Raw genomic sequence first — 22958 nt, 5'->3', positions numbered from 1 at the left:
GCTTGCATGGCGCACTTCGGGGTGGTCGCACCCGCGTTCTACAGCCACTTCAGCGCCCTGAGCGCGCTGGCCGGCGAACTGGTGGGACGCGGGCACCGCGTCACCTTCCTGCACCGGCCGGACGCCGCGCCCTACGTGAGCGATCCGCGCGTGGGCTTTCACGCCATCGGCGCGGGCACCCATCCTCCCGGCTCGCTGGCGGCGGCGCTGCAACGCGCCGCCAACCCGGGCGGGCCGCTCGGCATTCGCCGGGTCATCCTCGACATGGCTGCCGGCACCGACATGCTGTGCCGCGAACTGCCGCGCGCCATCGACGCACTGGCCATCGACGCCATCATCGCCGACCAGATGGAAGCGGCCGGCGGCCTGGTGGCCGAGGCGCTCGGCCTGCCCTTCGTCTCGGTCGCCTGCGCGCTGCCGGTCAACCGCGAACCGGGCATTCCGCTGCCCGTGATGCCTTTCGAGTACGCCGACGACGAGCGCACCCGCAAGATGGTCGAGGGCAGCACCCGCGTCTACGACTGGATGATGACGCCGCACCGGCGCAGCATCGCGGACAACGCGCGCCGCCTGGGCCTGCCCGCGCGCGACGGCCTGCACGAATGCCTGTCGCCGCTGGCCCAGGTCAGCCAGACCGTGGCCGGTTTCGACTTCCCGCGCCGGGCGCTGCCGCCGCAGTTCCACCACGTCGGCCCGCTGCGCCCCACCGGGCCGCGCAGCAGTGGCCCCGGACAGCAGTTCATGCCGCCGGTCGCCGCCGGCCGCCCATTCGTGTTCGCCTCGCTCGGCACCATGCAGGGCGGAAGACTCGGCCTGTTCAAACGCATCGCACGGGCCTGCCGCGCGCTCGACGCACAGCTGCTGGTGGCCCACTGCGGCGGCCTGGATGCGCGCCAGGAGCGCCAGCTGGAGCGGGCCGGCGCTACCTGGGTCTGCGGCTTCGCCAACCAGGCCGCGGCGCTGGCGCGCGCCGATGCCGTGGTCTCGCATGCGGGCTCGAACACGATCATGGACGCGATCGCCGCGCGCACGCCGATCCTGGCGCTGCCGATCGCCTTCGACCAGCCGGGCGCCGCCGCGCGCGTGGTGCATGCCGGGATCGGCCTGAAGGCTTCCGCCCGCTTCGCCGGCAGCGGCCAGATGGCGCGCCTGCTGCGCCGCCTGCTGATCGAGGACGGCTTCGCCACCCGCCTGGACGCGCTCTCAAGCAGCGTGGCGCAGGCCGGCGGCACACTGCGCGCGGCCGGCATCATCGAGGCGGCGCTGCTGCACAAGCCGCACACCCAACCCGTGGCGACTCATGGATAAGCCGGCGCCCGACTACGACCTGGTGCTGGCCGGCGGCGGGCTGGCCAATGGCCTGCTGGCCTGGCGCCTGCGCACCCTGCGCCCCGAACTGCGCATCCTGCTGCTGGAGAGCGAAGAACACATCGGCGGCAACCACACCTGGTCTTTCCACGACAGCGACCTCACGCCCGCCCAGCGCGCCTGGCTCGCGCCACTGGTTTCCTGCCGCTGGCCGCGTTACGAGGTGAGCTTCCCCGACCTGGCGCGCACCCTGGAAGGGGGCTACGCCAGCATCGCGTCGAGCGACTTCGCGCGCACCATCGAAGCGGCGCTCGGCCCCGCCCTGCTCACCCGCGTGCGCATCGCCGCCCTCGGCCCCACCTGGGTCGAGCTGGCCGACGGCGTCACCATCCACGCCGGCGCCGTGATCGACGGACGCGGCATGCGCGCCAGTTCGCGCCTCTCGCTCGGCTACCAGACCTTCCTAGGCCAGGAGCTGCGCCTGCGCGCGCCGCACGGCCTGCACGCCCCGGTCATCATGGACGCCACCGTCGAACAGCAGGGCGGCTACCGCTTCGTCTACCTGCTGCCTTTCGGGCCGGACCGGGTGCTGGTCGAAGACACCCATTATGTCGACGGCCCCGGCTGGGAGCCGGAACGCCTGCGCACCAACATCGCCGCCTATGCCGCCGCGCGCGGCTGGGAGGTCGCCGACGTGCTGCGCGAAGAACACGGCTCGCTGCCGATCGTACTCGCCGGCGACTTCGACGGCTTCTGGGCGGATCTGAACGGACAGCCGGCAAGCGGCCTGCGCGCCGGCCTGTTCCACCCGACCACCGGCTATTCGCTGCCGCATGCGGTGCGCCTGGCCGAGCGCGTCGCTGCCCTGGCCGACCTGAGCGCACCCGCCGTGTTCGCGGCGATCCGCGACGAAGCCAGGCGCGAATGGCAGGGCCAGCGCTTCTTCCGCCTGCTCAACCGCATGCTGTTCCTGGCCGGCCGTCCGGAACAGCGCTGGCGCGTGATGCAGCGTTTCTACCGCCTGCCCGCGCCCCTCATCGCCCGTTTCTATGCCGGCCGTCTGCACCTGCGCGACAAGGCGCGCGTGTTGAGCGGCAAACCGCCGGTGCCGGTGGCGCAAGCCCTGGCAGCGGCATGCAAGATCCACCCCGACCAGATCAGGAAAACAGCATGAACGAACATAAAAAGGCCGTGGTGATCGGCGCCGGCTTCGGCGGCCTGGCGCTCGCCATCCGGCTGCAGGCCAGCGGCATGCAGGTCACGCTGCTGGAAAAGCGCGACAAGCCGGGCGGGCGCGCCTACGTGTACGAAGACGAAGGCTTCACGTTTGATGCCGGCCCTACCGTCATCACCGATCCGTCCTGCATCGAAGAGCTGTTCACTGCCGCCGGCAAGCGCCTGTCCGACTACGTCGAGCTGCTGCCGGTTACCCCCTTCTACCGCCTGTGCTGGGAAGACGGCAGCCACTTCGACTATGCCAACGACCAGGAGGCCCTGGACCGCCAGATCCATGCGCGCAACCCGGCCGACGTCGAAGGTTACCGGCGCTTCCTGGCCTATTCGAAAGCCGTGTTCGAGGAAGGCTACCTGAAGCTCGGCGCCGTGCCCTTCCTGTCCTTCCGCGACATGATCTCGGCCGGCCCGCAGCTGGCGCGCCTGCAGGCCTGGCGCAGCGTGTACGGCCTGGTAGCGCGCTTCATCCAGGACGAGCAGCTGCGCCAGGCCTTTTCCTTCCACTCGCTGCTGGTGGGCGGCAATCCGTTTGCCACCAGCTCGATCTACACCCTGATCCACGCGCTGGAACGGCAATGGGGCGTGTGGTTCCCGCGCGGCGGCACCGGCGCCCTGGTGCGCGGCATGGTGCGCCTGTTCCAGGACATCGGCGGACGCATCGAACTGAATGCCCCGGTAGCCCGCATCGAAGCCGCCGGAAAGCGCGTGAGCGGCGTGCGCCTCGAGGACGGCCGCCTGTTCGAGGCCGACGCCGTGGCCTCGAACGCCGACGTGGTGCACACCTATGCCGGCCTGCTGGGCCAGCACCCGCGCGGCGCGGCCGAAGGCGAAGCCCTGCGCAAGAAGCGCTTCAGCAACTCGCTGTTCGTGCTTTACTTCGGCCTCGACAAGCACCACGAGCAGCTGCAGCACCACACGGTCTGCTTCGGCCCGCGCTATCGCGAACTGATCAAGGACATCTTCAAGGGCCAGCAGTTGGCCGACGACTTCTCGCTCTATCTGCACGCACCCTGCGTGACCGATCCGTCGCTGGCCCCGCCCGGCTGCGGCAGCCACTACGTGCTGGCGCCGGTGCCGCACCTGGGCAATGCGCCGATCGACTGGTCGGTGGAAGGCCCGCGCTACCGCGACCGCATCCTCGACTACCTCGAGCAGCGCTACATGCCGGGGCTGCGCAGCCAGCTGGTCACCTCCCGCTTCTTCACCCCCATCGACTTCCGCGACCAGCTGAACGCCCACCTGGGCTCGGCCTTCTCGCTGGAGCCGATCCTGACGCAAAGCGCCTGGTTCCGCCCGCACAACCGCGACAGCGAACTGAGTAACCTGTACCTGGTGGGCGCCGGCACCCATCCCGGCGCCGGCGTGCCGGGCGTGATCGGCTCGGCCAAGGCCACCGCCCGTCTGATGATCGCGGAGGAGGTGCAGGCATGAGCGAAGCCTTGATGGACCACGCCACTCGCACCATCGAGGTCGGCTCCAAAAGCTTCGCCGCGGCGGCGCGCCTGTTCGATCCGCCAACGCGGCGCAGCGTGCTGATGCTGTACGCCTGGTGCCGCCACTGCGACGACGTGGTCGACGGCCAGGAGCTCGGCTTCAATGTAGAGGCGGCTCCGGCCCACGATGCCGGCGCCGCGCTGGCGCAATTGCAGGACCAGACCCGGCGTGCCTATGCCGGCGAAAAAATGGATGACCCGGCCTTTGCCGCCTTCCAGGAAGTGGCGCTGGGCCACCGCATCGACCCGCGCTTCGCGTTCGATCACCTCGCAGGCTTTGCCATGGACGTGGAAGGCGCGCGCTACGAGAGCATCGAGGACACGCTGCGCTACTGCTACCACGTGGCCGGCGTGGTCGGCCTGATGATGGCCTCGATCATGGGCGCCCACGACCCGCGCGTGCTGGACCGCGCCTGCGACCTCGGGATCGCCTTCCAGCTCACCAACATCGCGCGCGACATCGTCGAAGACGCCGGCGTCGGGCGCTGCTACCTGCCGGCGCAGTGGCTGCGCGAAGCGGGCATCCCCCAGCAGGAGCTGGCCGACCCGCGCCACCGCGCACGGCTGGCGCAGCTTGCGGCGCGCCTGGTGGACTACGCCGAACCCTATTACGATTCGGCGCGTGCCGGCATTGCCGCCCTGCCCCTGCGTTCAGCCTGGGCGATCGCGAGCGCACGCAATGTCTACCGCCAGATCGGGATCGAGGTGAAGCGGCGCGGAGAGCACGCCTGGGACGAGCGCTGCGGCACCAGCAAGGCGATGAAACTGTGGCTGCTGGCCCGAGGTGCGGGCAGCGCCCTCAGTTCGCGCCTGGCGTCGCCGCCGATGCGTCCTGCGACGCTGTGGCAGCGTCCGGGTGGCGCTGCAAGCGTCCCCCATGCAGCGCATGCAGCTGCTGTTTGAGGACGGCGACCGGCGGCGCGTACAGGAAGCCGAAGGACACGGCGCCGTCGCGCCCCTCGACCGCATGGTGCATGCGGTGCGCCTGGTACAGGCGCTTGAGATAGCCGCTGCGCGGCGTGTAGCGGAACGGCCAGCGCCGGTGCACCAGGCCGTCGTGGGCGACGAAGTAGAGCAAGCCATAGGCCGTGACACCGGCGCCGATCCACTGCAAGGGATAGAAGCCGCGCATGCCGAACCAGATCATGGCGACCGCCGCGCCGACGAACACCAGGGCGTACAGGTCGTTCTTCTCGAACCAGCCGGTGCGCGCTTCGTGGTGGGAACGGTGCCAGCCCCAGCCGAACCGATGCATCACGTACTTGTGCGCAACGATGGAAAACACCTCCATCAGCACGACGGTGAGCACGACGATGAAGGCGTTGAGCAGCATGGCGAAATAAAGGGCGAGGGAGTATCCGGAGCCTATCACAGGCGCCGCCATGCACGGCTGGCAAGCCACGCGCCGCGCGGTTCAGCGACGGTACAAACCAGTTCGATCAATGAAAGGAAACCCATGCGTCACCTGCTGTCTGTCCTGCTTTCCTCTGCCTTCCTGCTGGCGCTCCTGCCGGCGTCTGCCGCGACCGTCGAGGTACGGGTCTCGAACGTCGCCGGCGGCAAGGGCAAGATCAATGTCGCCGTCTGCGACCGCGCGCGCTTCCTGAAGCAGTGCGCCTACAGCGCTTCCGTGCCGGCCCAGGCCGGCGAGACCGTGGTCAGCCTCAAGGACATCCCGCCGGGCACCTGGGCGGTGCTGGCCTACCAGGACGAGAACGAGAACAGCGAACTGGACCGCAATTTCATCGGCATCCCCAAGGAAAACTACGGCTTCAGCCGCGATGCCGCCAGCCGCTTCGGTCCGCCGTCTTTCGAAGACGCGGCGATCGAGGTGCGCGACGGCACCACGACGGCGCCGATCCGCCTCCACTGATGCACCGAAAACGTGCCGACGCCGCCCGCCGTGCACCCTGCGCGGGCATGCCGCAGTGCAGAAAAAATAACGGTAGGAATCAGCAAATTCTTCGGGTATCGTTGCTAACCACACACTGCCGGGCAGCGTTTCCGGCGACAATCAATCGATAAGTTTTCCGAGGGAAACACTGCAATGCATGAATTGGTCAACGCAATCAATGAGTACGTCTGGAGCCTGGCCCTGATCGGCCTGTGCCTGGGCGCCGGCCTGTATTTCTCGATCCGCTCGCGCTTCCTGCAGCTGCGCCACATCGGCGAGATGTGCCGCCTGATGATGGACGGGAAGAGCTCGGACCAGGGCGTCTCCTCCTTCCAGGCCCTGACCATGACCCTGGCCGGCCGCGTCGGCACCGGCAACATCGCCGGCGTCGCCACCGCCATCACCTTCGGCGGCCCCGGCGCCGTGTTCTGGATGTGGATGATGGCCTTCCTCGGCGCCAGCTCGGCCTTCGTCGAGTCGACCCTGGGCCAGGTCTACAAGGAATCGATCAACAAGGAATTCCGCGGCGGCCCTGCCTTCTACATCGAGAAGGGCCTGGGCGTGAAATGGTATGCGGTGCTGTTCGCCATCGTCACCATCGTCGCGACCGGCCTGCTGCTGCCGGGCGTGCAGGCCAACTCGATCGCCGAGAGCCTGAAGACGGCGGCCGGCATCGACACCATGGTGACCGGCATCGCGCTGGCCGTGGTGCTGGCCTTCATCATCTTCGGCGGCGTCAAGCGCATCGCCCACTTCGCCGAATTCGTGGTGCCCTTCATGGCGCTGGGCTACATCCTGGTGGCCTGCGCCATCGTCGCGATGAACATCGAACAGCTGCCGGGCGTGCTGAAGCTGATCTTCAGCTCGGCCTTCGGACTGGATGCGGGCTTCGGCGCCATCCTGGGTCTGGCGATCCAGTGGGGCGTGAAGCGCGGCGTGTATTCGAACGAAGCAGGCCAGGGCACCGGCCCGCACGCCTCGTCGGCTGCTGAAGTGAGCCACCCGGCCAAGCAGGGCCTGGTGCAGGGCTTCTCGGTCTATATCGATACCCTGTTCGTCTGCTCGGCAACCGCCTTCATGCTCCTGATCACCGGCCAGTACAACGTCGAAGGCCCGAACGGCGCCCCGATGTTCACCGGCGTACAGGGCGTGGCCTCGGGTCCGGGCTACGTGCAGACCGCGCTGGAAAACATCATGCCGGGCTTTGGCGCCCTGTTCGTGGCGATCGCCCTGCTGTTCTTCGCCGGCACCACCATCGTCGCCTACTACTACATCGCCGAGACCAACATCTCCTACCTCAACCGCACGGTCAACCGTCCGTGGATGACCTTCGTGCTGAAGCTGTGCATGATCGCCGCCACCATCTATGGCGCCGTGAAGACGGCGGATGTCGCCTGGGCACTGGGCGACCTGGGTGTGGGCCTGATGGCCTGGCTGAACCTGATCGCCATCCTCCTGATGCGCGACACCGCCTTCAAGTGCCTGCGCGACTACGAGGCGCAGAAGAAGCTGGGCAAGGATCCGCAGTTCGACCCGGTAGCGCTGGGCATCAAGGGCGCGCATTTCTGGGAACAGCGCAACAAGCAGGCGCCTGCGCAGGACAAGGTCGCCGGCGAAACCATCGGCTGAGGCAACTGGGCCGGGGCGCGCGAGCGTCCCGGCGTGCTATCATGGTCGCGGGTGATCGTGCCGCCAAGGGCACGACAGGATGCGCGATGGTCGGGCCGCCACGCGGCTTATTCGCGACCATCATGCACAGCATCCAACCCGCTTCTTCTTTTCCTTCCCGGTCGCAGCACGCAGCCCTGGAGGCCGCATGATGCGCATCGAACGTCGTCTCTCGCATACCTTCAAAGCCTTGTTCGCGTCGAGCAAGGCCGGCGGCATCGTCCTGATCGCCTGCACGCTCGTGTCGCTGTCCATCGCGAATTCGACGCTCGGCCCGGGCTACCTCGGCTTCTGGCATCAGTATGTTGCCGGGCTCTCCATTGAACACTGGGTCAACGACGCCCTGATGGCGATCTTCTTCCTGCTGATCGGCCTGGAGCTCGAGCGTGAGCTGTACAACGGCGAGCTGTCCGACCTGCGCAATGCCATGCTTCCCATGCTGGCGGCCGCGGGCGGCATCGCGGTGCCGGCGCTGATCCACTTCGCCTTCAACAGCGGCACCCCGACGCAGGCCGGCGTCGGCATTCCCATGGCGACCGACATCGCCTTCGCCCTTGGCGTGCTGGCCCTGCTCGGCAGCCGGGTGCCGGCCTCGCTGAAAATTTTCCTGACCGCGCTCGCCGTGATGGACGACCTGGGAGCGATCGTCGTCATCGCCCTGTTCTATACGAGCGACCTGTCCTTCCTCTACCTGCTCGGCGCGCTGGCCGTGTTCGCTGGCTTGCTGGCGATGAACCGGCTCCTTCGCGTGATGGTGCTGCTGCCCTACCTGGTCGGCGGCGCGCTGATGTGGTTCCTGATGCTGAAATCCGGCGTGCACGCGACCATCGCTGGCGTGCTGCTCGCCTTCGCGATTCCTTATTCAAGGGAGGAAGACGACGCCGAATCGCCTTCGCACCGGCTCGAGCACATCCTGCACAAGCCGGTGACTTTCCTGATCCTGCCGGTTTTCGCGCTGGCGAACACAGGGATCGTGATCGGCGCCGGATGGGCGGAGGAACTGCTGAGCGCGAACAGCCTGGGCATCATCCTGGGCCTCGTCGCCGGCAAGCCGGTCGGCATTTTCCTGTTCAGCTTTGCCGCGGTGTCGCTTGGTCTGTGCCGCCTGCCGCTGGACCTGGCATGGCGCCACATCCTGGGCGCGGGCCTGCTGGGCGGCATCGGCTTCACGATGTCGATCTTCATCACCAACCTGGCGTTTACCGGTGCGCCGGAGGCCATCAATGCATCGAAGATGGCGATCCTGGTTGCTTCGATGGTGGCGGGCATTGCCGGTTTTGCATGGCTCAAGCTGCTGGGGGCGCCGCTTGCGTCCGATCCGGATACGGACACGATGGACTACGAGGACATACGGCGGAGCAGTTAGCGGCCCTTTGGCCAACTTGCATTGGAGATGAGAACAATCACTTCGAAGTTAGTTGCTTGTATCGAGCACGCAGCCCATGGACCATTAGCCGACGGTGTTCGCACTGAGTAGTGCAACTCATTCTGTTTGCCTTCGAAGATCCAGGTGTAGCTTTGAGCATCTTCGCGAGTAGGAGGCTGCCCAAACTGAGCTTGATAAAAATGTTTGATTCTTTCCCGATCCTCATTGAGACCAAACGCCTGCCAGTCGATATGCATCGGCTTGTCGGATGAGCCGTGTACGTGCTGCCTGCACATGAGCACCGCTCCCGCAGGTAGCTTCTTATTGCCGACGCTATCCGATTCCGCAGCAGCCGCAGTGCACCCTAGACAGACGGCAACTAGCAGCAGAAGATTTTTCGAATTCATTTTGAGTCCAGGTCGAGTCTCAACGCTTACCAGCTGAAAGTGCGAGACGCTCGGGTAGAACGGCCTCGGAGAGAAATAGCCAGTCATGGTTAGGCAGGGCAATTCCGATGCCTTCAACTTGATAGGCGCCGTTCAGATTCGGCTCAAAGAACCACTGCGGTTCCTGCGTCAATGATGCGCCAAGGTGCATGACCAAAAGGGTGCATGTGCCGGAAGCCAGCTTTAGTGTGCTATCGTCCAGGTCCGTCAGTTGCGCCCGGCCGGTTTGAATGAGGCCGCCGCCCTGCCGAAGGTAGACGAAGCCAAGCTCTATCCCGGCTATTTTCCAAGCATTCAGTTGTGCAAGCGGTTCCATCGTTCCGCTTGGCAGACTCAAGCCACGATCCTTTTCCATCAGGCCAGTATATCGACGGCGATCGCAGTATTGACAGGTGCGATGCCGGAAGGCGCGACTTTATGTCGGGCGGGTACGCGTAACACCTTACGTGCAACATTTCCTTACAGATGGGCAACCGCGCTTAACGGTCAGGCAACAGAGAATGGCTTCCCTGCTTTTCGACCGATGACCATGAAACTCGCCACCTTCGCCCTCGCCGCTGCCTTCCTCTGCACCCAGTCCCTCGCCTACGCCGTCCCTGTCACCGATTGGCGCGCCGACGACCTGCTCATGCAGGCGCCGGAGATCAAGAAAGAACTCGCCCTGAGCGACAACCAGAACCTGCTGTGGGAACAGAGCATGCGCAAGACGCGCGCCATCCTCCGCCTGCGCAAGGAACGCCGCGACGAACTGGACGCCGCCTCGCGCAAGCTGGCGGCCGAGCCTTCCGCGGAAGTGAGGACGCTCGCCGCCGCGCTCGCCGACGATGCAGCGTCGGTGCATGACGAGGACAAGGAATTGCGCGAGATCTGGTTCACGATGAACGACGCGCTCAACGACCGCCAGCGTGCGCTGGTGCTGGCGCGTTTCAGGAGCATGCTGGAGCGTCAGCCGCCGGGGCCCGGCGAAGGCCGGCCGGAACGCGCCGGGAAACCGGAAGGGGCAGAACGTGGCGGACGGGGTGGCCGCGGGCCAGGTGGTGGCGGGCCGTCCGGCGGTGGCAGTATCGGAATGGGAATGGGCCGCGGATTCTAGAACGGGTGTGGCGCCTCCACAAACTTGGGCACCGGCCTTCGCCGGTGCGACGGTCTTGAGGCTGACTAAAGTTACTTCAGGCGGCAGGTCAGCGCCCAGCAGAACTCGCCGCGCCCGATCTTGATCTCCCGGACCGCCGTGCCCAGGCGCTTGCGCAGCGCGCTGTCGGTCGGATAATTCTTGGGCAATTCGTGGCGCACGCCGTCGGCATCGACGAACTGGGCCCAGGTATTGCCCTGGGCATCGGTGCGTGCGATGGTCGGGCTCGCACCTTCGACATACACGTCGTCGATGATCACCAGCAGCGCATCCTTGCCGATGCGGGCGCGCAGGCCGGCCAGGAAGGCGTCCTGCTCCTCCTTCTTGAAATGCGACCACAGGAATCCGGCAAAGACTGCCGTGAACTTCCCGAGGTCGCCGGGCAGGTTCAAGGCATCGACCACGCGGTAGCGCACGTTCTCGAGGCCTTGCCCGTGCTCGCGCGCCACCTCCAGCATGGCCTCGCTGATGTCGGTGGCCAGGACCGATTCGGCCGTCTCGGCAATGGCGTCGGTCCAGAAGCCGGTACCGCAGCCGAGCTCCAGCACGGTGTGCCCGCGCATCAGGTCGGCCACCTGTTCGGCCATGTCCTCGAGGTCATCCTGGCGGTCCTCGTCGGTTTCGTCGTGGAACTGGGCGTCGTAGTGGTCCGCAATGGCGGTGTAGAAATCTGCGACAGGGTTATTGCTCATGGTCTTTCCTTGATTCTTAGAGTTCGTAGTTCTCGCCGCCGCGCATGGCGGACTCGACCATCTTGCGGTTCAGGGTCGGCGCCAGCAGTTCGATGAAAGTATAGATATAGCTGCGCAGGTAGGCGCCCTGCTTGATGGCCACGCGCGAAACGTTCATGCCGAACAGCTGGCCGACGGGAATGGCGCGCAGATTGCGGTCGCGTTCCGGGTCGAAGGCCATGCCGGCGATGATGCCCACGCCCATGCCCAGCTCGACATAGGTCTTGATGACGTCGGCGTCGATCGCTTCCAGCAGCACGTCCGGCTTCAGGTTGCGCAGGCCGAAGGCATGGTCGATCTTGCTGCGGCCGGCAAAGGCGGCATCATAGGTGATCACCGGGTAGCTGGCGATTTCTTCCAGCGACACCGCCTTCGAGCGGGTCAGCGGGTGCTCGTGCGGCACCACCACCACGTGCTCCCACTGGTAGCACGGCAGCGTGATCAGGCCTTCGACGGCGGCGATGGATTCGGTAGCGATCGCCAGGTCGGCCTGGTCGTTCTTGACCATGTCGGCGATCTGGCGCGGATTGCCTTGCAATAGAGACAAGCGCACCTTGGGGAATTTCTGCATGAAAGCCTGCACCACCTTGGGCAACATATAGCGCGCCTGGGTGTGGGTGGTGGCGATGGTGAAGCTGCCGCTGTCGTGGGCCGCGTATTCCTTGCCGATGCGCTTGAGGCTGTCGATCTCCTGCATGATCAGCTCGACCGACTGCAGCACCAGCCGGCCCGGCTCGGTGAGGCCGCGGATGCGCTTGCCGTGGCGGGTGAAGATGTCCACCCCCAGCTCTTCCTCGAGTTCGATGATGGCTTTCGAAACCCCGGGCTGGGAGGTGAACAGCGCCTTGGCCGCATCGGTCAGGTTGTAGTTCTGGCGGACGGCTTCGCGCACGAAGCGCAGCTGGTGAAGGTTCATGAAGTGATATGGGTTCTTGTGATTGTGTCAGCAGACGACATTTTAAGATGCTTATTCAAGTTACGCATATAAGCAAATGAAATCTCCGTAGTTTGGAATATATAGACTGGTCCGTACACTTGCCCAACCATTTAACGGGTGGACAGTGTAGCAATGGGTCTACCCACACCGGACGAGACCATGTACCGCTACGACCACTACGACCATCTCATCGTGCGCGAACGCATCGCGCAGTACCGCAGCCAGGTGGAGCGCCGCCTGAACGGTGAGCTGCTAGAGGAAGAATTCCTGCCGCTGCGCTTGCAGAACGGCCTTTACATGCAGCGCCACGCCTACATGCTGCGCGTTGCCGTGCCCTACGGCCTGCTGGCGTCGAAGCAGATGCGCATGTTCGCCCACATTGCCCGTAAGTACGACCGTGGCTACGGCCATTTCACCACCCGCCAGAACATCCAGTACAACTGGATCGAGCTGGAGCAGACGCCGCAGATCCTGGAAGACCTGGCCTCGGTCGAGATGCACGCCATCCAGACTTCGGGCAACTGCATCCGCAACATCACCACCGACGAATTCGCCGGCGTGGCCGCCGACGAGATCATCGATCCGCGCCCGTTCGCCGAAATCCTGCGCCAGTGGAGCACCTTCCACCCCGAGTTCATCGCCCTGCCCCGCAAGTTCAAGGTCGCGATCAACGGCGCCGTCGAGGACCGCGCCGCGATTGCCATCCACGACATCGGCCTGACCCTGGTGCGCAACGACGCGGGCGAAGTCGGCTTCAAGTTCATGGCCGGCGGCGGCATGGGCCGTACCCCGATCCTGGGCTCGGTGATCCGCGACTTCCTGCCGTGGCAGCACCTGCTGACCTATACCGAAGCCGTGATGCGCGTGTATAACCAGCACGGCCGCCGCGACAACAAGTACAAGGCCCGCATCAAGATCCTGCTGAAAGCCCTGGGCGTGGAAGAATTCACCCGCCAGGTCGAAGAAGAGTGGAAAGACCTGAAGGACGGTCCGGAAACCCTGACCCAGGACGAATTCGACCGCGTCGCCCAATGGTTCCAGCCGCATGGCTACGCCCAGCTGGAAGACATCGATGTCACCGCCCAGCACGCGGACAACCGCGCCTTCGCCAACTGGGTCAACCGCAACGTCAAGCCGCACAAGGTGCCGGGCTACGCCGCCGTGGTGCTGTCGCTGAAGAAGACCGGCGTGCCGCCGGGCGACGCGACCGCCGAGCAGATGGACTTCGTGGCGGATCTCGCCGACAAGTACAGCTTCGGCGAACTGCGCGTGACCCACGAGCAGAACCTGGTGCTGGCCGACGTCGAACAGTCGAAGCTGTTCGAGCTGTGGCAGCTGGTCAAGGCCAAGGGCCTGGCAACGCCGAACATCGGCCTGCTGACCGACATCATCGCCTGCCCGGGCGGCGACTTCTGCTCGCTGGCGAACGCCAAGTCGATCCCGATCGCGGCCGCGATTGCCGAGCGTTTCGACAACCTCGACTTCCAGCACGACATCGGCGACATCGAACTGAACATCTCGGGCTGCATCAACGCCTGCGGCCACCACCACGTGGGTGCGATCGGCATCCTTGGCGTCGACAAGGACGGCAGCGAGTGGTACCAGGTGTCGATCGGCGGCTCGCAGGGCAACAACTCGGCGATCGGCAAGATCATCGGCCCATCCTTCTCGGCGGTGCAGATGCCGGAAGTGGTCGGCCGGCTGCTGGAGGTGTATGTGCGCGAGCGCTTCGAAGGCGAGCGCTTCGTCGACACCGTGCAGCGCCTCGGCATCACGCCGTTCAAGGAACATGTCTATGCCACGCCGATCGCGGCGGGCGAACTGGTTGGGGAAGACCACTATGCCTAATTTTGTCCTGCACAAGCAGATCATCAAACACCGCGAAGTGGTCGAGGACGACTGGAGCGTGCTGCGCCTCGCTGAAGGCGACACCCCGGAAGCCGTCGAGGTCCCGGAAGGCAAGATCATCGTGCCCTTGACCGTGTGGCAGGCGCAGCGCGCCGCGCTGCTAGGGCGCGCCGAGATCGGCGTCTGGCTGGCGCCGGACGAGCAGGCAGCCGCCATCAAGGAAGATCTGCACCGCTTTGGCGTGGTCGCCGTCGACTTCCCGAAGTTCTCGGACGGCCGTGGCTACTCGACCGCCTTCAACCTGCGTAAGCGCCTGGCCTATACGGGCGAGCTGCGCGCCATCGGCGACGTGCTGCGTGACCAGTTGTGGCCCATGTCGCGCGTCGGCTTCGATGCCTTCGCCACCCGCCAGGACCGCAGCATCCATGATGCGCTGAAGGGCTTGACCGTGTTCTCGGAAACCTATCAAGCATCGGTCGACCAACCGCTGCCGCTGTTCCGCCGTGCGCCGCGCGGCACCCCGCCTGAACTCACCGATATCGGTGCAGGCATCTAAGGAATCACCATGAGCGATCTGCACCGCCGTGTCGAGGAAACGCAAGCCATCCTGGCGCGCATCGCGCGAGATTACTCGCCCGCCGTGTTCGCATCGAGCCTGGCGGCCGAGGACATGGTCCTGACCGACCTGATTTTGAAAGCCAAACTGCCGATCGGGATCTTCTCGCTCGAGACCGGCCGCCTGCATGCCGAGACCCTCGACATGCTGAACCGCGTGCGCGACACCTACGGCTACGAGATCGCGCTGTTCAAGCCACAACCGGAAGCGGTCGAGGCCTACGTGGCCCAGAACGGCCTGAACGCCTTCTACGACAGCGTCGAGATGCGCAAGGAATGCTGCCGCGTGCGCAAGGTCGAGCCTCTGAGCCGTGCACTGAGCGGCAAGCAGGCCTGGATCACCGGCCAGCGCCGCGCCCAGTCGACCACGCGTGCCGAACTGGCCGTGCAGGAAGACGATGCCGCACACGGCATGCAGAAGTTCAATCCGCTGGCCGACTGGTCGGAGGAAGACGTGTGGGAATACCTGCGCACCCAGAACGTCCCCTACAACGCCCTGCACGACCGCGGCTACCCGTCGATCGGCTGCGAACCCTGCACCCGCGCGATCCAGCCGGGCGAGGACGTGCGCGCCGGCCGCTGGTGGTGGGAAAACCCCGAATCGAAGGAATGCGGCCTGCACGTGGTCGACGGCAAACTCATTCGCATCAAATCCGTGGCTGCGTGACGCAACCACACAAAGGCAAACACAACATGACGACAGTACTCGACAACCCGGCCGTGCTCACCGACGTGAATGCGCGCCACCTCGACGCCCTGGAATCCGAGGCGATCCACATCCTGCGCGAAGTGGCTGCCGAATGCAGCAACCCCGCCCTGCTGTTCTCGGGCGGGAAGGATTCGGTCGTGCTGCTGCGCCTGGCCGAGAAGGCCTTCCGCCCGGGTAAGTTCCCCTTCCCGCTGGTGCACATCGACACCGGCCACAACTTCGACGAAGTGATCGCCTTCCGCGATGCGCGGGTGGCGGAACTGGGCGAACGCCTGATCGTCGGCTCGGTCGAGGATTCGATCAAGCGCGGCACCGTGCGCCTGCGCAACCCGCAGACCGATTCGCGCAACGCGGCCCAGGCCGTGACCCTGCTGGAAACCATCGCCGAGCACGGTTTCGACGCCTGCATCGGCGGCGCCCGCCGCGATGAAGAAAAGGCACGCGCCAAGGAGCGCATCTTCTCCTTCCGCGACGAATTCGGTCAGTGGAACCCGAAAGCCCAGCGTCCCGAACTGTGGGACCTGTATAACACCCGCGTCCACCCGGGCGAAAACATGCGCGTGTTCCCGATCTCGAACTGGACGGAACTCGACGTGTGGCAGTACATCGCCCGCGAAAAGCTGGCTCTGCCCTCGATCTACTTTGCGCACGAGCGCCAGGTGATCCCGCGTAACGGTCTGCTGGTGCCGCTGACGCCCCTGACCCCGGCTAGAGACGGCGAACAGGTCGAAACCCGCACCGTGCGCTTCCGCACCGTGGGCGACATCTCCTGCACCTGCCCGGTGGCCTCGACTGCCGGCACCGTGGACAACATCATCGCCGAAACCGCCGTCACCGAAGTGACCGAGCGCGGCGCGACCCGGATGGACGACCAGACCTCCGAAGCCTCGATGGAAAAACGCAAGAAGCAAGGATATTTCTGATGAATGCCATGACCGATAACCTGAACCAACGCGGCCTGCTGCGCTTCATCACTGCCGGTTCCGTCGACGACGGCAAGAGCACCCTGATCGGCCGCCTGCTGTACGACAGCAAGGGCATCTTCGCCGACCAGCTGGCCGCCGTCTCGCGCTCGAAGCACAAGCGCACCGTGGGCGACACCATCGACCTGTCGCTGCTGACCGACGGCCTGGAAGCCGAACGCGAACAGGGCATCACCATCGACGTCGCCTACCGCTACTTCGCGACGCCGAAGCGCAAGTTCATTATCGCCGACACCCCGGGCCACGAGCAGTACACCCGTAACATGGTCACCGGCGCCTCGACCGCGGACGCCGTGATCATCCTGGTCGACGTCTCGAAAGTGAAGCTCGGTGACGACGGCAGCGTGACGCTGCTGACCCAGACCAAGCGCCACTCGACCATCGCCAAGCTGCTGCAGATCGAGCACGTAATCGTCGCCGTTAACAAGATGGACCTGGTGAACTACGACCGCACCGTGTATGAGCGCATCGTCGCCGCCTACCGCGAATTCGCCGACTCGCTCGGCCTGAAGGACGTCACCGCGATCCCGCTGTCGGCACTCAGCGGCGACAACGTGGTGGAAAGCTCCGAGAATACGCCCTGGTACGAAGGCCCGACCCTGATCGAGCTGCTGGAAGGCCTGTCGGTCTACGACGAATCGCACGCCGCGCCCTTCCGCTTCCCGGTGCAGCTGGTGGCGCGCCACAACGGCCACGAAGCGAATGACTTCCGCGGCTACATGGGCCGCATCGAATCGGGCAAGGTCTCCGTCGGCGACCAGCTGGTGGTACAGCCGTCCGGCCAGACCGCCACGGTCAAGGACATCGTCACCTTCGACGGTTCGCTGCAGACGGCCGTGGCCGGCCAATCGGTGACCCTGCTGCTGAACGAATACCTCGACATCTCGCGCGGCGACCTGCTGGCCGGCAGCGAGCAGCCGGCCACCCTGCTCAAGCAGGTGGTAGCGGACGTGTGCTGGATGTCGGACGAGCCGCTCGATGCGCGCCGCAAGTACTGGATCAAGCACGGCACCCGCCAGACCGCCGCGAAGATCAAGCAGGTCGACAGCATCCTGGACGTCAACACCCAGCAGCGCCACGCGGGCGATGGCCTCAAGCTGAACGATATCGCGACCGTGCAACTGAGCGTGCAGCAGCCGCTGGCGGCCGATGCCTACGCCGACAACCGCGCGACGGGCGCCTTCATCCTGATCGACGAAGTCACCCACCAGACCGTCTCAGCGGGTATGATCCGACTGGATCAATAAGCGAAGGGGTTCTATGGCGGTGCTGGGAAAAGTCTATCTGGTCGGGGCCGGCCCCGGCGCGGCGGATCTCATCACCGTGCGTGGCGCGCGCCTGCTGGCGCAGGCCGACGTCGTGCTCTACGACGCCCTGGTCACCCCCGAGATGCTGGACTTGTGCCGCCAGGCCGAACTCATCTCGGTCGGCAAGCGCTCGGGCCAGCGCTCGGTCGCGCAAACCCTGATCAACCAGCAGCTGGTCGAGTGCGCCGGCAAATTCAAGACCATCGTGCGCCTGAAGGGCGGCGACCCGATGCTGTTCGGGCGCGCCGACGAAGAATTGCGGGCGCTGGAAGCGGCGGGCATCGAGGTCGAAGTCGTCCCCGGCATCACCACCGCGGTCGCCGCCGCGGCCGCAACCAAACAGCCGCTGACCAAGCGCGGCGTGGCGCGCAGCGTCGCCTTTTTCACCTCCAGCACGGCGCCCGACCAGCCGGATCACCCCGCCCTGCCGGAGACCGACACCCTGGTCCAGTACATGGGCGGGCGCGAAGCCGCCGCCACCGCCGAACGCCTGCTGGCGGAAGGACGGCGGCCGGACCTGCCGGTGGTCATCGTGGAAAACTGCAGCCGCGCGGACCAGCGCATCGTCCGCATGACCCTCACCGACCTGGCGCGCGGCCTGGAACCGGGCCACGGCCCGGTCCTGGTGATGCTCGGCGAGGCGCTCGCGATGCGCGAGCACCAGCCACCTGATTGAATCTCCTCAGATCCAGGGCGTGAACTCGATCCCGTTCTGGATCGCCCCGATCACCTGCGCCTGGTTTTCCGCACTCTCGCTGAAATAGGCCAGCACCTGCGCGCGCGGCAAATGCTTCTCGCCCAGCGCCTCCAGCCAGTAGTCGCGCCCTGCGCCTTCCGCGCTCCGGTGCAGCACGTTGTTGTACAGGAGCTCGACGAACTGCGCGTCGCTCGCGTTCGCGCCATACATCTGCTTGAATTCCGGGCTGTTGGCGAAATTGAACGCCACCTGCTCCAGCGTCTGGCCCGCATCCATCATCTTGATCCAGTAGCCCACGCCGCCCTTGTCCGGGGTGCGGTTGAAGGCGGCCTGGTACAGGCGGTAGGCCTTGCCGGCGATGCCGTCGATGTCCAGCGCCAGCGAGGCGTCGCTGAAGGCGATGCGCTCGACGCTGGCGAGGGTGTCGACGCCGCTGTTGCCGACGTGGTCGATCACGGTGGCGCTGGCGCTGCCCTCGCGGATCACGGTGAAGTTGCTGCGCACGCCGGCGTAGCTGACCGTGTCCACGCCTGCGAAACCGCCAAGGCGCTCGCTGCCGATGCCGGCCACCAGGTGCTGGCCGCTGTCGCCGGTCCAGCCGCTGCCGCCGCCGGGGTCCATGCCGCCGGCGAGCACGCGCAGTTCGACCTGAGAGCTGCTGCCATTGGTATCGCCCCAGGCGGTGGCAAAGCCGCCGTTCGCCAGCGCGGTGATGGCGGGATTGGCCTGGTCGCCCGCGCGGCCTTCGTTGATGGCGAACTCGCGCTGGTCGACCGGGTAGCCGCCGGCGTCGAAGCGGCGTCCGAACACGCCATTGCCCTCGAAGTCGCCGCTGCTGGACTGCCAGGCCACCACGAAGCCGCCGTCGCTGAGGGCGGTCACCGCGGCTTCGAAGCGTCCGCCGCCGCTATCGACATTGGCCTGGGTGAGCGCGCCGACCTTGTTGCCCGCGGCGTCGTAGCGCTGGAAGAAGATGTCGCTCATCGAAAAGCCGAGCGGCTCGTTGGCGTAGCTGTCCCAGGCGACGACGTAGCCGCCGTCGGCCAGCGCGGCGATGCTCGGGAGCGGCGCGGCGGTGCTGACGCTGGCCGCAAGGCCGTCGCCGCTGACGATGGTGGCAAGCCCGCCCTGCGCGGCGACATGGACGTTGCCGTCGCCGATTTCGCCCCAGCTCACGGTGTAGCCGGCGCCGGTGGCGGCGATGCTCGGGCTGAACGCGGTACCGAGGCTGCCGTAGACCTGCTCGGCGCCGACGGCGTTGCCGTTCGCGTCCATGACGCGCACGTGGACCTGGCCGCCGGCGCGCCAGGCGATGGCGAAGGAGCCGTCGCGCAGGGTGGCCACGTCGGGCATGGACGTGTCCCAGGACAGCCCGCCGTCGACCAGCACCTGGCCGGCCTGGTTGCCGTTGACGTCGGCGATCTTGAAGGCGATGCGCGGCTGGCCTTCGAGCGAGGTGGTGTAGGCGGTCACGAAACGCCCGCCGCTCAGCGCCGCCACCGCGGGCTGGCCTTCGGCGCTGCCGTCCCAGCCTGAGGTCAGGGCAAAGGCGCTGGTATGGGCATTGCCTGCCGCGTCCTGCACGCGCGCCCAGACCGCGTTGTCGGCGCCCTGCCAGACAGCGGCGATGCCGCCATCCTGGAGCGTGGCCAGGGCCGGGTTGGCGGCCGTGCTGCCGCTGCCGAGCGCGATGTCGCTGCCGAAGCCGTTCAGTTCGCGCGTGGTGCCCGCTTCCACCGTGTAGACCAGGGTCTCGGCGAAGCCTTTGCCCGGGAGCGGATTGCCGTAGCCGTCGATCTGGTAGCGGTCATAATAGTGGGCGGTGACGGTGACCGGGGTGCCGGGCGCCGGCATCAGGGCGCTGTTGGCCACCACCAGCCGGGCCGAGGTATCGGTGGCCGGGTTGTAGGCGATGGTGAACAGGCCGGGGATGGACTGCGCATCGATCACCCAGCGGCCGCTGGTCAGCACGCCGAAATCGATGGGCGTGAGGATCGCGGCGGTATCGCCGGTGCGCAGGCTCGTCAACAGGATATCGCGGTCGTCGATAATGCCGACCGGGGCGTAATCGGTTTCGGTGCTCATGGGAGTGCTTGCTCGAGAAGGTAGGCGGGAGTGCTGCCCTTGTTGGATTGATGATGCCTCACGTCAATAATTTTTGACAGAGGGAAATTTAAATTCCACATGGCAATGCAGCGCAAACCCAACACTCGATTGCCGCCTTCCCAACAGAGTTGGCAGGCTGGATAGCCTGCCTGCCAACTCTGTTGAGCTTATGCCCACGGCGCGAAGTCGATGCCGTTCCGGATGGCGCCGATGATCTGTGCCTGGTTCTCCGCGCTCTCGCTGAAGAAAGCCAGCACGTCGGCGCGCGCGGCCCCATGCACCGACAGGGCGTCGACCCAGTAGGCGCGGCCCGCCTCTTCCGCGGGACGGTGCAGCACGTTGTTGTACAGGAGCTCGATGAACTCGCTGTCGCTCGGCCTGGCGCCATACAGCTCGGCAAATTCGGGACTGGCGGCAAAGGCCGCGGCCACCTGGCGCAGGCCAGTGCCGCCGTCCATCGTGGCGATCCAGTAGCCCAGCCCCGCCTTGTCCGGCGCGCGGTCGAAGGCGGCCGCGTACAGGCGGTAGGCCTGGCCGGCGACCCCATCGATGTCGAGGGCGACGGCGCCGTCCGCAAAGGCGAGGCGCTCGACGTTCACCAGCAGGTCGCTGGCGCCCGCCTTGTCGGTCACGCTGACGCCCTCAGGCCCGCGCAGCAGCGCGAAGCCGCTTCGCGCGCCGCCGTAGCTGACGGTGTCGATGCCGTCCATGGCGTCGATGCGCTGGTTGCCGACGCCCGCACCGGCGCGGATCAGGTCCGATCCCGTATGGCCGATCAGGTCCTGCTTTGGCGCGGGTGCGGCCACCGGCGGGACCGGTGCGGTGGCGACCGGCGGCGCCGGTGCTGGTGCTGGAGCAGGAGCTGGCGCTGGCGCTGGAACGCTCGGCGGCGCTGCGGGAACGTTGGGCGCCGGCACTGGCACGGGCACGGGCACGGGCACCGGCACGGGCACGGGCAGCACCGGGTCCGGTGCCACCGGCGGCGCGCCAAGCTGGGCACTGCCGGCAGCAAGGTCGCCGACTGGCTCCGGCGGCGGCGTCCCCGCCAGCACACGCGCCTCAAGCCGCGCCACGCCGCCGTCCTGGGTATCGATCCATGCCGCCGCGAAGCCGCCGTGTGCGAGCGCGGCCAGGGCCGGGCTGGCCTGGTCGCCGGCACGTCCCTCGTTGATGCCGAACTCGCGCAGGTCGAGCGCGCTGCCGTCGGCGCCGAAGCGGCGGCCGAACACGCCGTTGGCGTCGAAGTCGCCACCTTCGGCCTGCCAGGCCAGCATGAAGCCGCCGTCGTCGAAGGCCGCCAGTTTGGCGCCATAGCGCCCGCTGCCGCTGTCGACATTGGCCTGGGTGATGGTCCCGAGCGGCTTGCCGCTGGCGTCGAAGCGCTGGAAGAAGATGTCGCTCAGGGCGAAGCCGAAGGGCGAGTTGGCATAGCTGTCCCAGGCCACCACGACACCGCCATCGGCCAGCGCCACGATCTCGGGCAGCGGCGCGGCGGTGGACAGGCTCGCGGCCAGGCCGTCGTTCGACACCTGCACGGTGGCGCCGCCGGCCAGCGCGGCGTACACGTTGCCGTCGCCGATCTCGCCCCAGCTCACGGCATACGACGCGCCCAGGGCCGTCAGGCTCGGGCTGAAGGCCGTGCCGAGCGTGCCGAACACCTTCTCCACGCCGAGCGCATTGCCGCCCGCATCGAACTGCTGCACCCGCACCTGCCCGCCGCTGCGCCAGGCGAGGGCGAAGGATCCGTCGGCCAGTACGGCGACGTCGGGCATGGCGGCGTCAGGGCCGGCGGCCAGGTGTTCGGGACCGGCGCTGCCGTCGGCGCCGACGATGCGCCAGGCGATGCCGGCTTCGCTGCGGTAGGCGGCCACGAAGCCGCCGTTCTCGAAGGCGGACAGGCTGGGCGCCGCACCCGCCGCGGCAAGCACGAAACCGGCCCCGCTTGCGGCGCCGGCGGCGTCGCGCAACTGGGCCCACAGTGCGCCGTCGGACGCCTGCCATGCGGCGGCGACTGCGCCGCTGGACAGGCTGGCCAGGGCTGGACTGCCCGCGCCGGCGCTGCCCAGATCGAGCTCGCTGCCGAAGCCGTCGAGCTCGCGCGCAGTGCCCGCTTCCACCGTGTACACCAGGGTTTCTACAAAACCCTTGCCCGGCAGCGGATTGGCGCTGCCGTCGAGCTGGTAGCGGTCGTAGTAATGGACGGTGACGGACACACCCGCTCCCGCTGCCGGCAACAGGGCGGCGTCGTTCACCAGCAGGCGCGCCGCGGTATCGGTGGCCGGGTTGTAGGCGATGCTGAACAGGCCGGGATGCGACTGGCTGTCGATGAACCAGCGTCCGCCCGTCAGCGGGCCGGTGTCGATGGCGCTCAGGGTGGCAGCCAGTTGGCCGCTACGCAGGGTCGTGGAGAGAATGTCGCGGTCGTCGACGATGCCGACCGGCGCGAAGTCGGTGATTTCTGTGCTCATGCTTCGTTCCTGGAGAA

At 66.6% G+C, this 22958-nt stretch carries 21 protein-coding genes; 14 read left to right on the top strand and 7 right to left on the bottom strand.

What is annotated here, in order from left to right; genetic code table 11:
- Positions 1–6: 6 nt before the first annotated feature.
- From LK539_RS09235 to crtB, 4 genes are read left to right on the top strand one after another with little or no spacing between them, the layout of a single operon-like run.
- Positions 7–1308, top strand: a complete 1302-nt coding sequence (locus LK539_RS09235; RefSeq protein WP_227800630.1) for a glycosyltransferase — start codon at positions 7–9, stop codon at positions 1306–1308.
- The gene (gene crtY, locus LK539_RS09230) at positions 1301–2482 is read left to right on the top strand and encodes a lycopene beta-cyclase CrtY (protein ID WP_227800629.1); all 1182 of its coding nucleotides are present in this window, start codon (positions 1301–1303) and stop codon (positions 2480–2482) included. The genes LK539_RS09235 and crtY overlap by 8 nt, the downstream gene beginning before the upstream one ends.
- Positions 2479–3972 carry a phytoene desaturase gene (locus tag LK539_RS09225; protein WP_227800628.1) on the top strand — a complete coding sequence of 498 codons (1494 nt, stop codon included), beginning with the start codon at positions 2479–2481 and terminating at the stop codon, positions 3970–3972. Before crtY ends, LK539_RS09225 begins: the two co-directional genes overlap by 4 nt.
- Positions 3969–4937: a 15-cis-phytoene synthase CrtB gene (gene crtB / locus LK539_RS09220; RefSeq protein WP_227800627.1), complete on the top strand. Its 969-nt coding sequence runs from the start codon at positions 3969–3971 to the stop codon at positions 4935–4937. The genes LK539_RS09225 and crtB overlap by 4 nt, the downstream gene beginning before the upstream one ends.
- Here crtB and LK539_RS09215 read toward each other — a convergent pair.
- Positions 4834–5406, bottom strand: coding sequence for a sterol desaturase family protein (locus LK539_RS09215; RefSeq protein WP_227800626.1), 573 nt, complete (start codon positions 5404–5406; stop codon positions 4834–4836). The genes crtB and LK539_RS09215 overlap by 104 nt on opposite strands.
- Positions 5407–5490: 84 nt before the next feature.
- Between LK539_RS09215 and LK539_RS09210 the strand changes: the two genes are divergently transcribed.
- From LK539_RS09210 to nhaA, 3 genes are all read left to right on the top strand, one after another.
- Positions 5491–5907 carry a DUF2141 domain-containing protein gene (locus LK539_RS09210; protein ID WP_227800625.1) on the top strand — a complete coding sequence of 139 codons (417 nt, stop codon included), beginning with the start codon at positions 5491–5493 and terminating at the stop codon, positions 5905–5907.
- 174 nt (positions 5908–6081) lie between these two features.
- The gene (locus LK539_RS09205; protein WP_227800624.1) at positions 6082–7557 is read left to right on the top strand and encodes a sodium:alanine symporter family protein; all 1476 of its coding nucleotides are present in this window, start codon (positions 6082–6084) and stop codon (positions 7555–7557) included.
- 190 nt (positions 7558–7747) lie between these two features.
- Entirely contained in the window at positions 7748–8962 is a 1215-nt protein-coding gene (nhaA, locus tag LK539_RS09200) for a Na+/H+ antiporter NhaA (protein ID WP_227801128.1), read from the top strand.
- Here nhaA and LK539_RS09195 read toward each other — a convergent pair.
- Complete coding sequence (locus tag LK539_RS09195) at positions 8959–9369, bottom strand: hypothetical protein (protein WP_227800623.1); 411 nt, start codon at positions 9367–9369, stop codon at positions 8959–8961. The two genes, nhaA and LK539_RS09195, sit on opposite strands and share 4 nt — an antisense overlap.
- Positions 9370–9388: 19 nt before the next feature.
- Positions 9389–9745, bottom strand: coding sequence for a hypothetical protein (locus LK539_RS09190; protein ID WP_227800622.1), 357 nt, complete (start codon positions 9743–9745; stop codon positions 9389–9391).
- 186 nt (positions 9746–9931) lie between these two features.
- Between LK539_RS09190 and LK539_RS09185 the strand changes: the two genes are divergently transcribed.
- Positions 9932–10501 (top strand): hypothetical protein, encoded by a 570-nt coding sequence (locus tag LK539_RS09185; protein ID WP_227800621.1) that lies wholly within the window; start codon positions 9932–9934, stop codon positions 10499–10501.
- 71 nt (positions 10502–10572) lie between these two features.
- Here the strand turns inward: LK539_RS09185 and LK539_RS09180 are convergent, their stop codons facing one another.
- Positions 10573–11232: a class I SAM-dependent methyltransferase gene (locus LK539_RS09180; RefSeq protein WP_227800620.1), complete on the bottom strand. Its 660-nt coding sequence runs from the start codon at positions 11230–11232 to the stop codon at positions 10573–10575.
- A gap of 16 nt (positions 11233–11248) precedes the next feature.
- Entirely contained in the window at positions 11249–12187 is a 939-nt protein-coding gene (locus LK539_RS09175; RefSeq protein ID WP_227800619.1) for a CysB family HTH-type transcriptional regulator, read from the bottom strand.
- Between the two features lie 180 nt (positions 12188–12367).
- Here LK539_RS09175 and LK539_RS09170 point away from each other — a divergent pair, with 180 nt between their 5' ends.
- Genes LK539_RS09170 through cobA form a run of 6 tightly spaced genes read left to right on the top strand, consistent with a single transcriptional unit; the run spans position 12368 to position 18346 of the window.
- A complete protein-coding gene (locus LK539_RS09170) occupies positions 12368–14056 on the top strand; it encodes a nitrite/sulfite reductase (protein WP_227801127.1) in 1689 nt (562 codons plus the stop codon).
- Positions 14049–14612, top strand: a complete 564-nt coding sequence (locus tag LK539_RS09165) for a DUF934 domain-containing protein (RefSeq protein WP_227800618.1) — start codon at positions 14049–14051, stop codon at positions 14610–14612. The genes LK539_RS09170 and LK539_RS09165 overlap by 8 nt, the downstream gene beginning before the upstream one ends.
- A gap of 9 nt (positions 14613–14621) precedes the next feature.
- Positions 14622–15338 carry a phosphoadenylyl-sulfate reductase gene (locus LK539_RS09160; RefSeq protein ID WP_227800617.1) on the top strand — a complete coding sequence of 239 codons (717 nt, stop codon included), beginning with the start codon at positions 14622–14624 and terminating at the stop codon, positions 15336–15338.
- Between the two features lie 26 nt (positions 15339–15364).
- Positions 15365–16303, top strand: coding sequence for a sulfate adenylyltransferase subunit CysD (cysD, locus tag LK539_RS09155; protein WP_227800616.1), 939 nt, complete (start codon positions 15365–15367; stop codon positions 16301–16303).
- Positions 16303–17610 (top strand): sulfate adenylyltransferase subunit 1, encoded by a 1308-nt coding sequence (locus LK539_RS09150; RefSeq protein ID WP_227800615.1) that lies wholly within the window; start codon positions 16303–16305, stop codon positions 17608–17610. Before cysD ends, LK539_RS09150 begins: the two co-directional genes overlap by 1 nt.
- A 13-nt stretch (positions 17611–17623) precedes the next feature.
- Positions 17624–18346: a uroporphyrinogen-III C-methyltransferase gene (cobA, locus tag LK539_RS09145; protein WP_227800614.1), complete on the top strand. Its 723-nt coding sequence runs from the start codon at positions 17624–17626 to the stop codon at positions 18344–18346.
- A gap of 6 nt (positions 18347–18352) precedes the next feature.
- Here the strand turns inward: cobA and LK539_RS09140 are convergent, their stop codons facing one another.
- Complete coding sequence (locus tag LK539_RS09140; protein ID WP_227800613.1) at positions 18353–20452, bottom strand: DUF4214 domain-containing protein; 2100 nt, start codon at positions 20450–20452, stop codon at positions 18353–18355.
- A gap of 188 nt (positions 20453–20640) precedes the next feature.
- On the bottom strand, positions 20641–22941 hold the full coding sequence (locus LK539_RS09135) for a DUF4214 domain-containing protein (protein ID WP_227800612.1): 2301 nt from the start codon (positions 22939–22941) through the stop codon (positions 20641–20643).
- Positions 22942–22958: the final 17 nt, after the last annotated feature.

Source organism: Massilia sp. IC2-476 (genome assembly GCF_020707295.1).
Taxonomy (GTDB): Bacteria; Pseudomonadota; Gammaproteobacteria; order Burkholderiales; family Burkholderiaceae_D; genus Telluria.
This window is presented reverse-complemented; position numbering and strand designations above follow the sequence as displayed.

Bases quoted from the DNA above. Each gene is read 5' to 3' on its own strand.
- nhaA (WP_227801128.1), top strand. From the start codon at position 7,748: ATGCGCATCGAACGTCGTCTCTCGCATACCTTCAAAGCCTTGTTCGCG.
- cysD (WP_227800616.1), top strand. From the start codon at position 15,365: ATGACGACAGTACTCGACAACCCGGCCGTGCTCACCGACGTGAATGCG.
- LK539_RS09210 (WP_227800625.1), top strand. From the start codon at position 5,491: ATGCGTCACCTGCTGTCTGTCCTGCTTTCCTCTGCCTTCCTGCTGGCG.
- LK539_RS09225 (WP_227800628.1), top strand. From the start codon at position 2,479: ATGAACGAACATAAAAAGGCCGTGGTGATCGGCGCCGGCTTCGGCGGC.
- LK539_RS09165 (WP_227800618.1), top strand. From the start codon at position 14,049: ATGCCTAATTTTGTCCTGCACAAGCAGATCATCAAACACCGCGAAGTG.
- LK539_RS09150 (WP_227800615.1), top strand. From the start codon at position 16,303: ATGAATGCCATGACCGATAACCTGAACCAACGCGGCCTGCTGCGCTTC.
- LK539_RS09160 (WP_227800617.1), top strand. From the start codon at position 14,622: ATGAGCGATCTGCACCGCCGTGTCGAGGAAACGCAAGCCATCCTGGCG.
- LK539_RS09205 (WP_227800624.1), top strand. From the start codon at position 6,082: ATGCATGAATTGGTCAACGCAATCAATGAGTACGTCTGGAGCCTGGCC.
- LK539_RS09140 (WP_227800613.1), bottom strand. From the start codon at position 20,452: ATGAGCACCGAAACCGATTACGCCCCGGTCGGCATTATCGACGACCGC.
- LK539_RS09185 (WP_227800621.1), top strand. From the start codon at position 9,932: ATGACCATGAAACTCGCCACCTTCGCCCTCGCCGCTGCCTTCCTCTGC.
- crtB (WP_227800627.1), top strand. From the start codon at position 3,969: ATGAGCGAAGCCTTGATGGACCACGCCACTCGCACCATCGAGGTCGGC.
- LK539_RS09235 (WP_227800630.1), top strand. From the start codon at position 7: ATGGCGCACTTCGGGGTGGTCGCACCCGCGTTCTACAGCCACTTCAGC.
- cobA (WP_227800614.1), top strand. From the start codon at position 17,624: ATGGCGGTGCTGGGAAAAGTCTATCTGGTCGGGGCCGGCCCCGGCGCG.
- crtY (WP_227800629.1), top strand. From the start codon at position 1,301: ATGGATAAGCCGGCGCCCGACTACGACCTGGTGCTGGCCGGCGGCGGG.
- LK539_RS09195 (WP_227800623.1), bottom strand. From the start codon at position 9,369: ATGAATTCGAAAAATCTTCTGCTGCTAGTTGCCGTCTGTCTAGGGTGC.
- LK539_RS09135 (WP_227800612.1), bottom strand. From the start codon at position 22,941: ATGAGCACAGAAATCACCGACTTCGCGCCGGTCGGCATCGTCGACGAC.
- LK539_RS09170 (WP_227801127.1), top strand. From the start codon at position 12,368: ATGTACCGCTACGACCACTACGACCATCTCATCGTGCGCGAACGCATC.
- LK539_RS09175 (WP_227800619.1), bottom strand. From the start codon at position 12,187: ATGAACCTTCACCAGCTGCGCTTCGTGCGCGAAGCCGTCCGCCAGAAC.
- LK539_RS09180 (WP_227800620.1), bottom strand. From the start codon at position 11,232: ATGAGCAATAACCCTGTCGCAGATTTCTACACCGCCATTGCGGACCAC.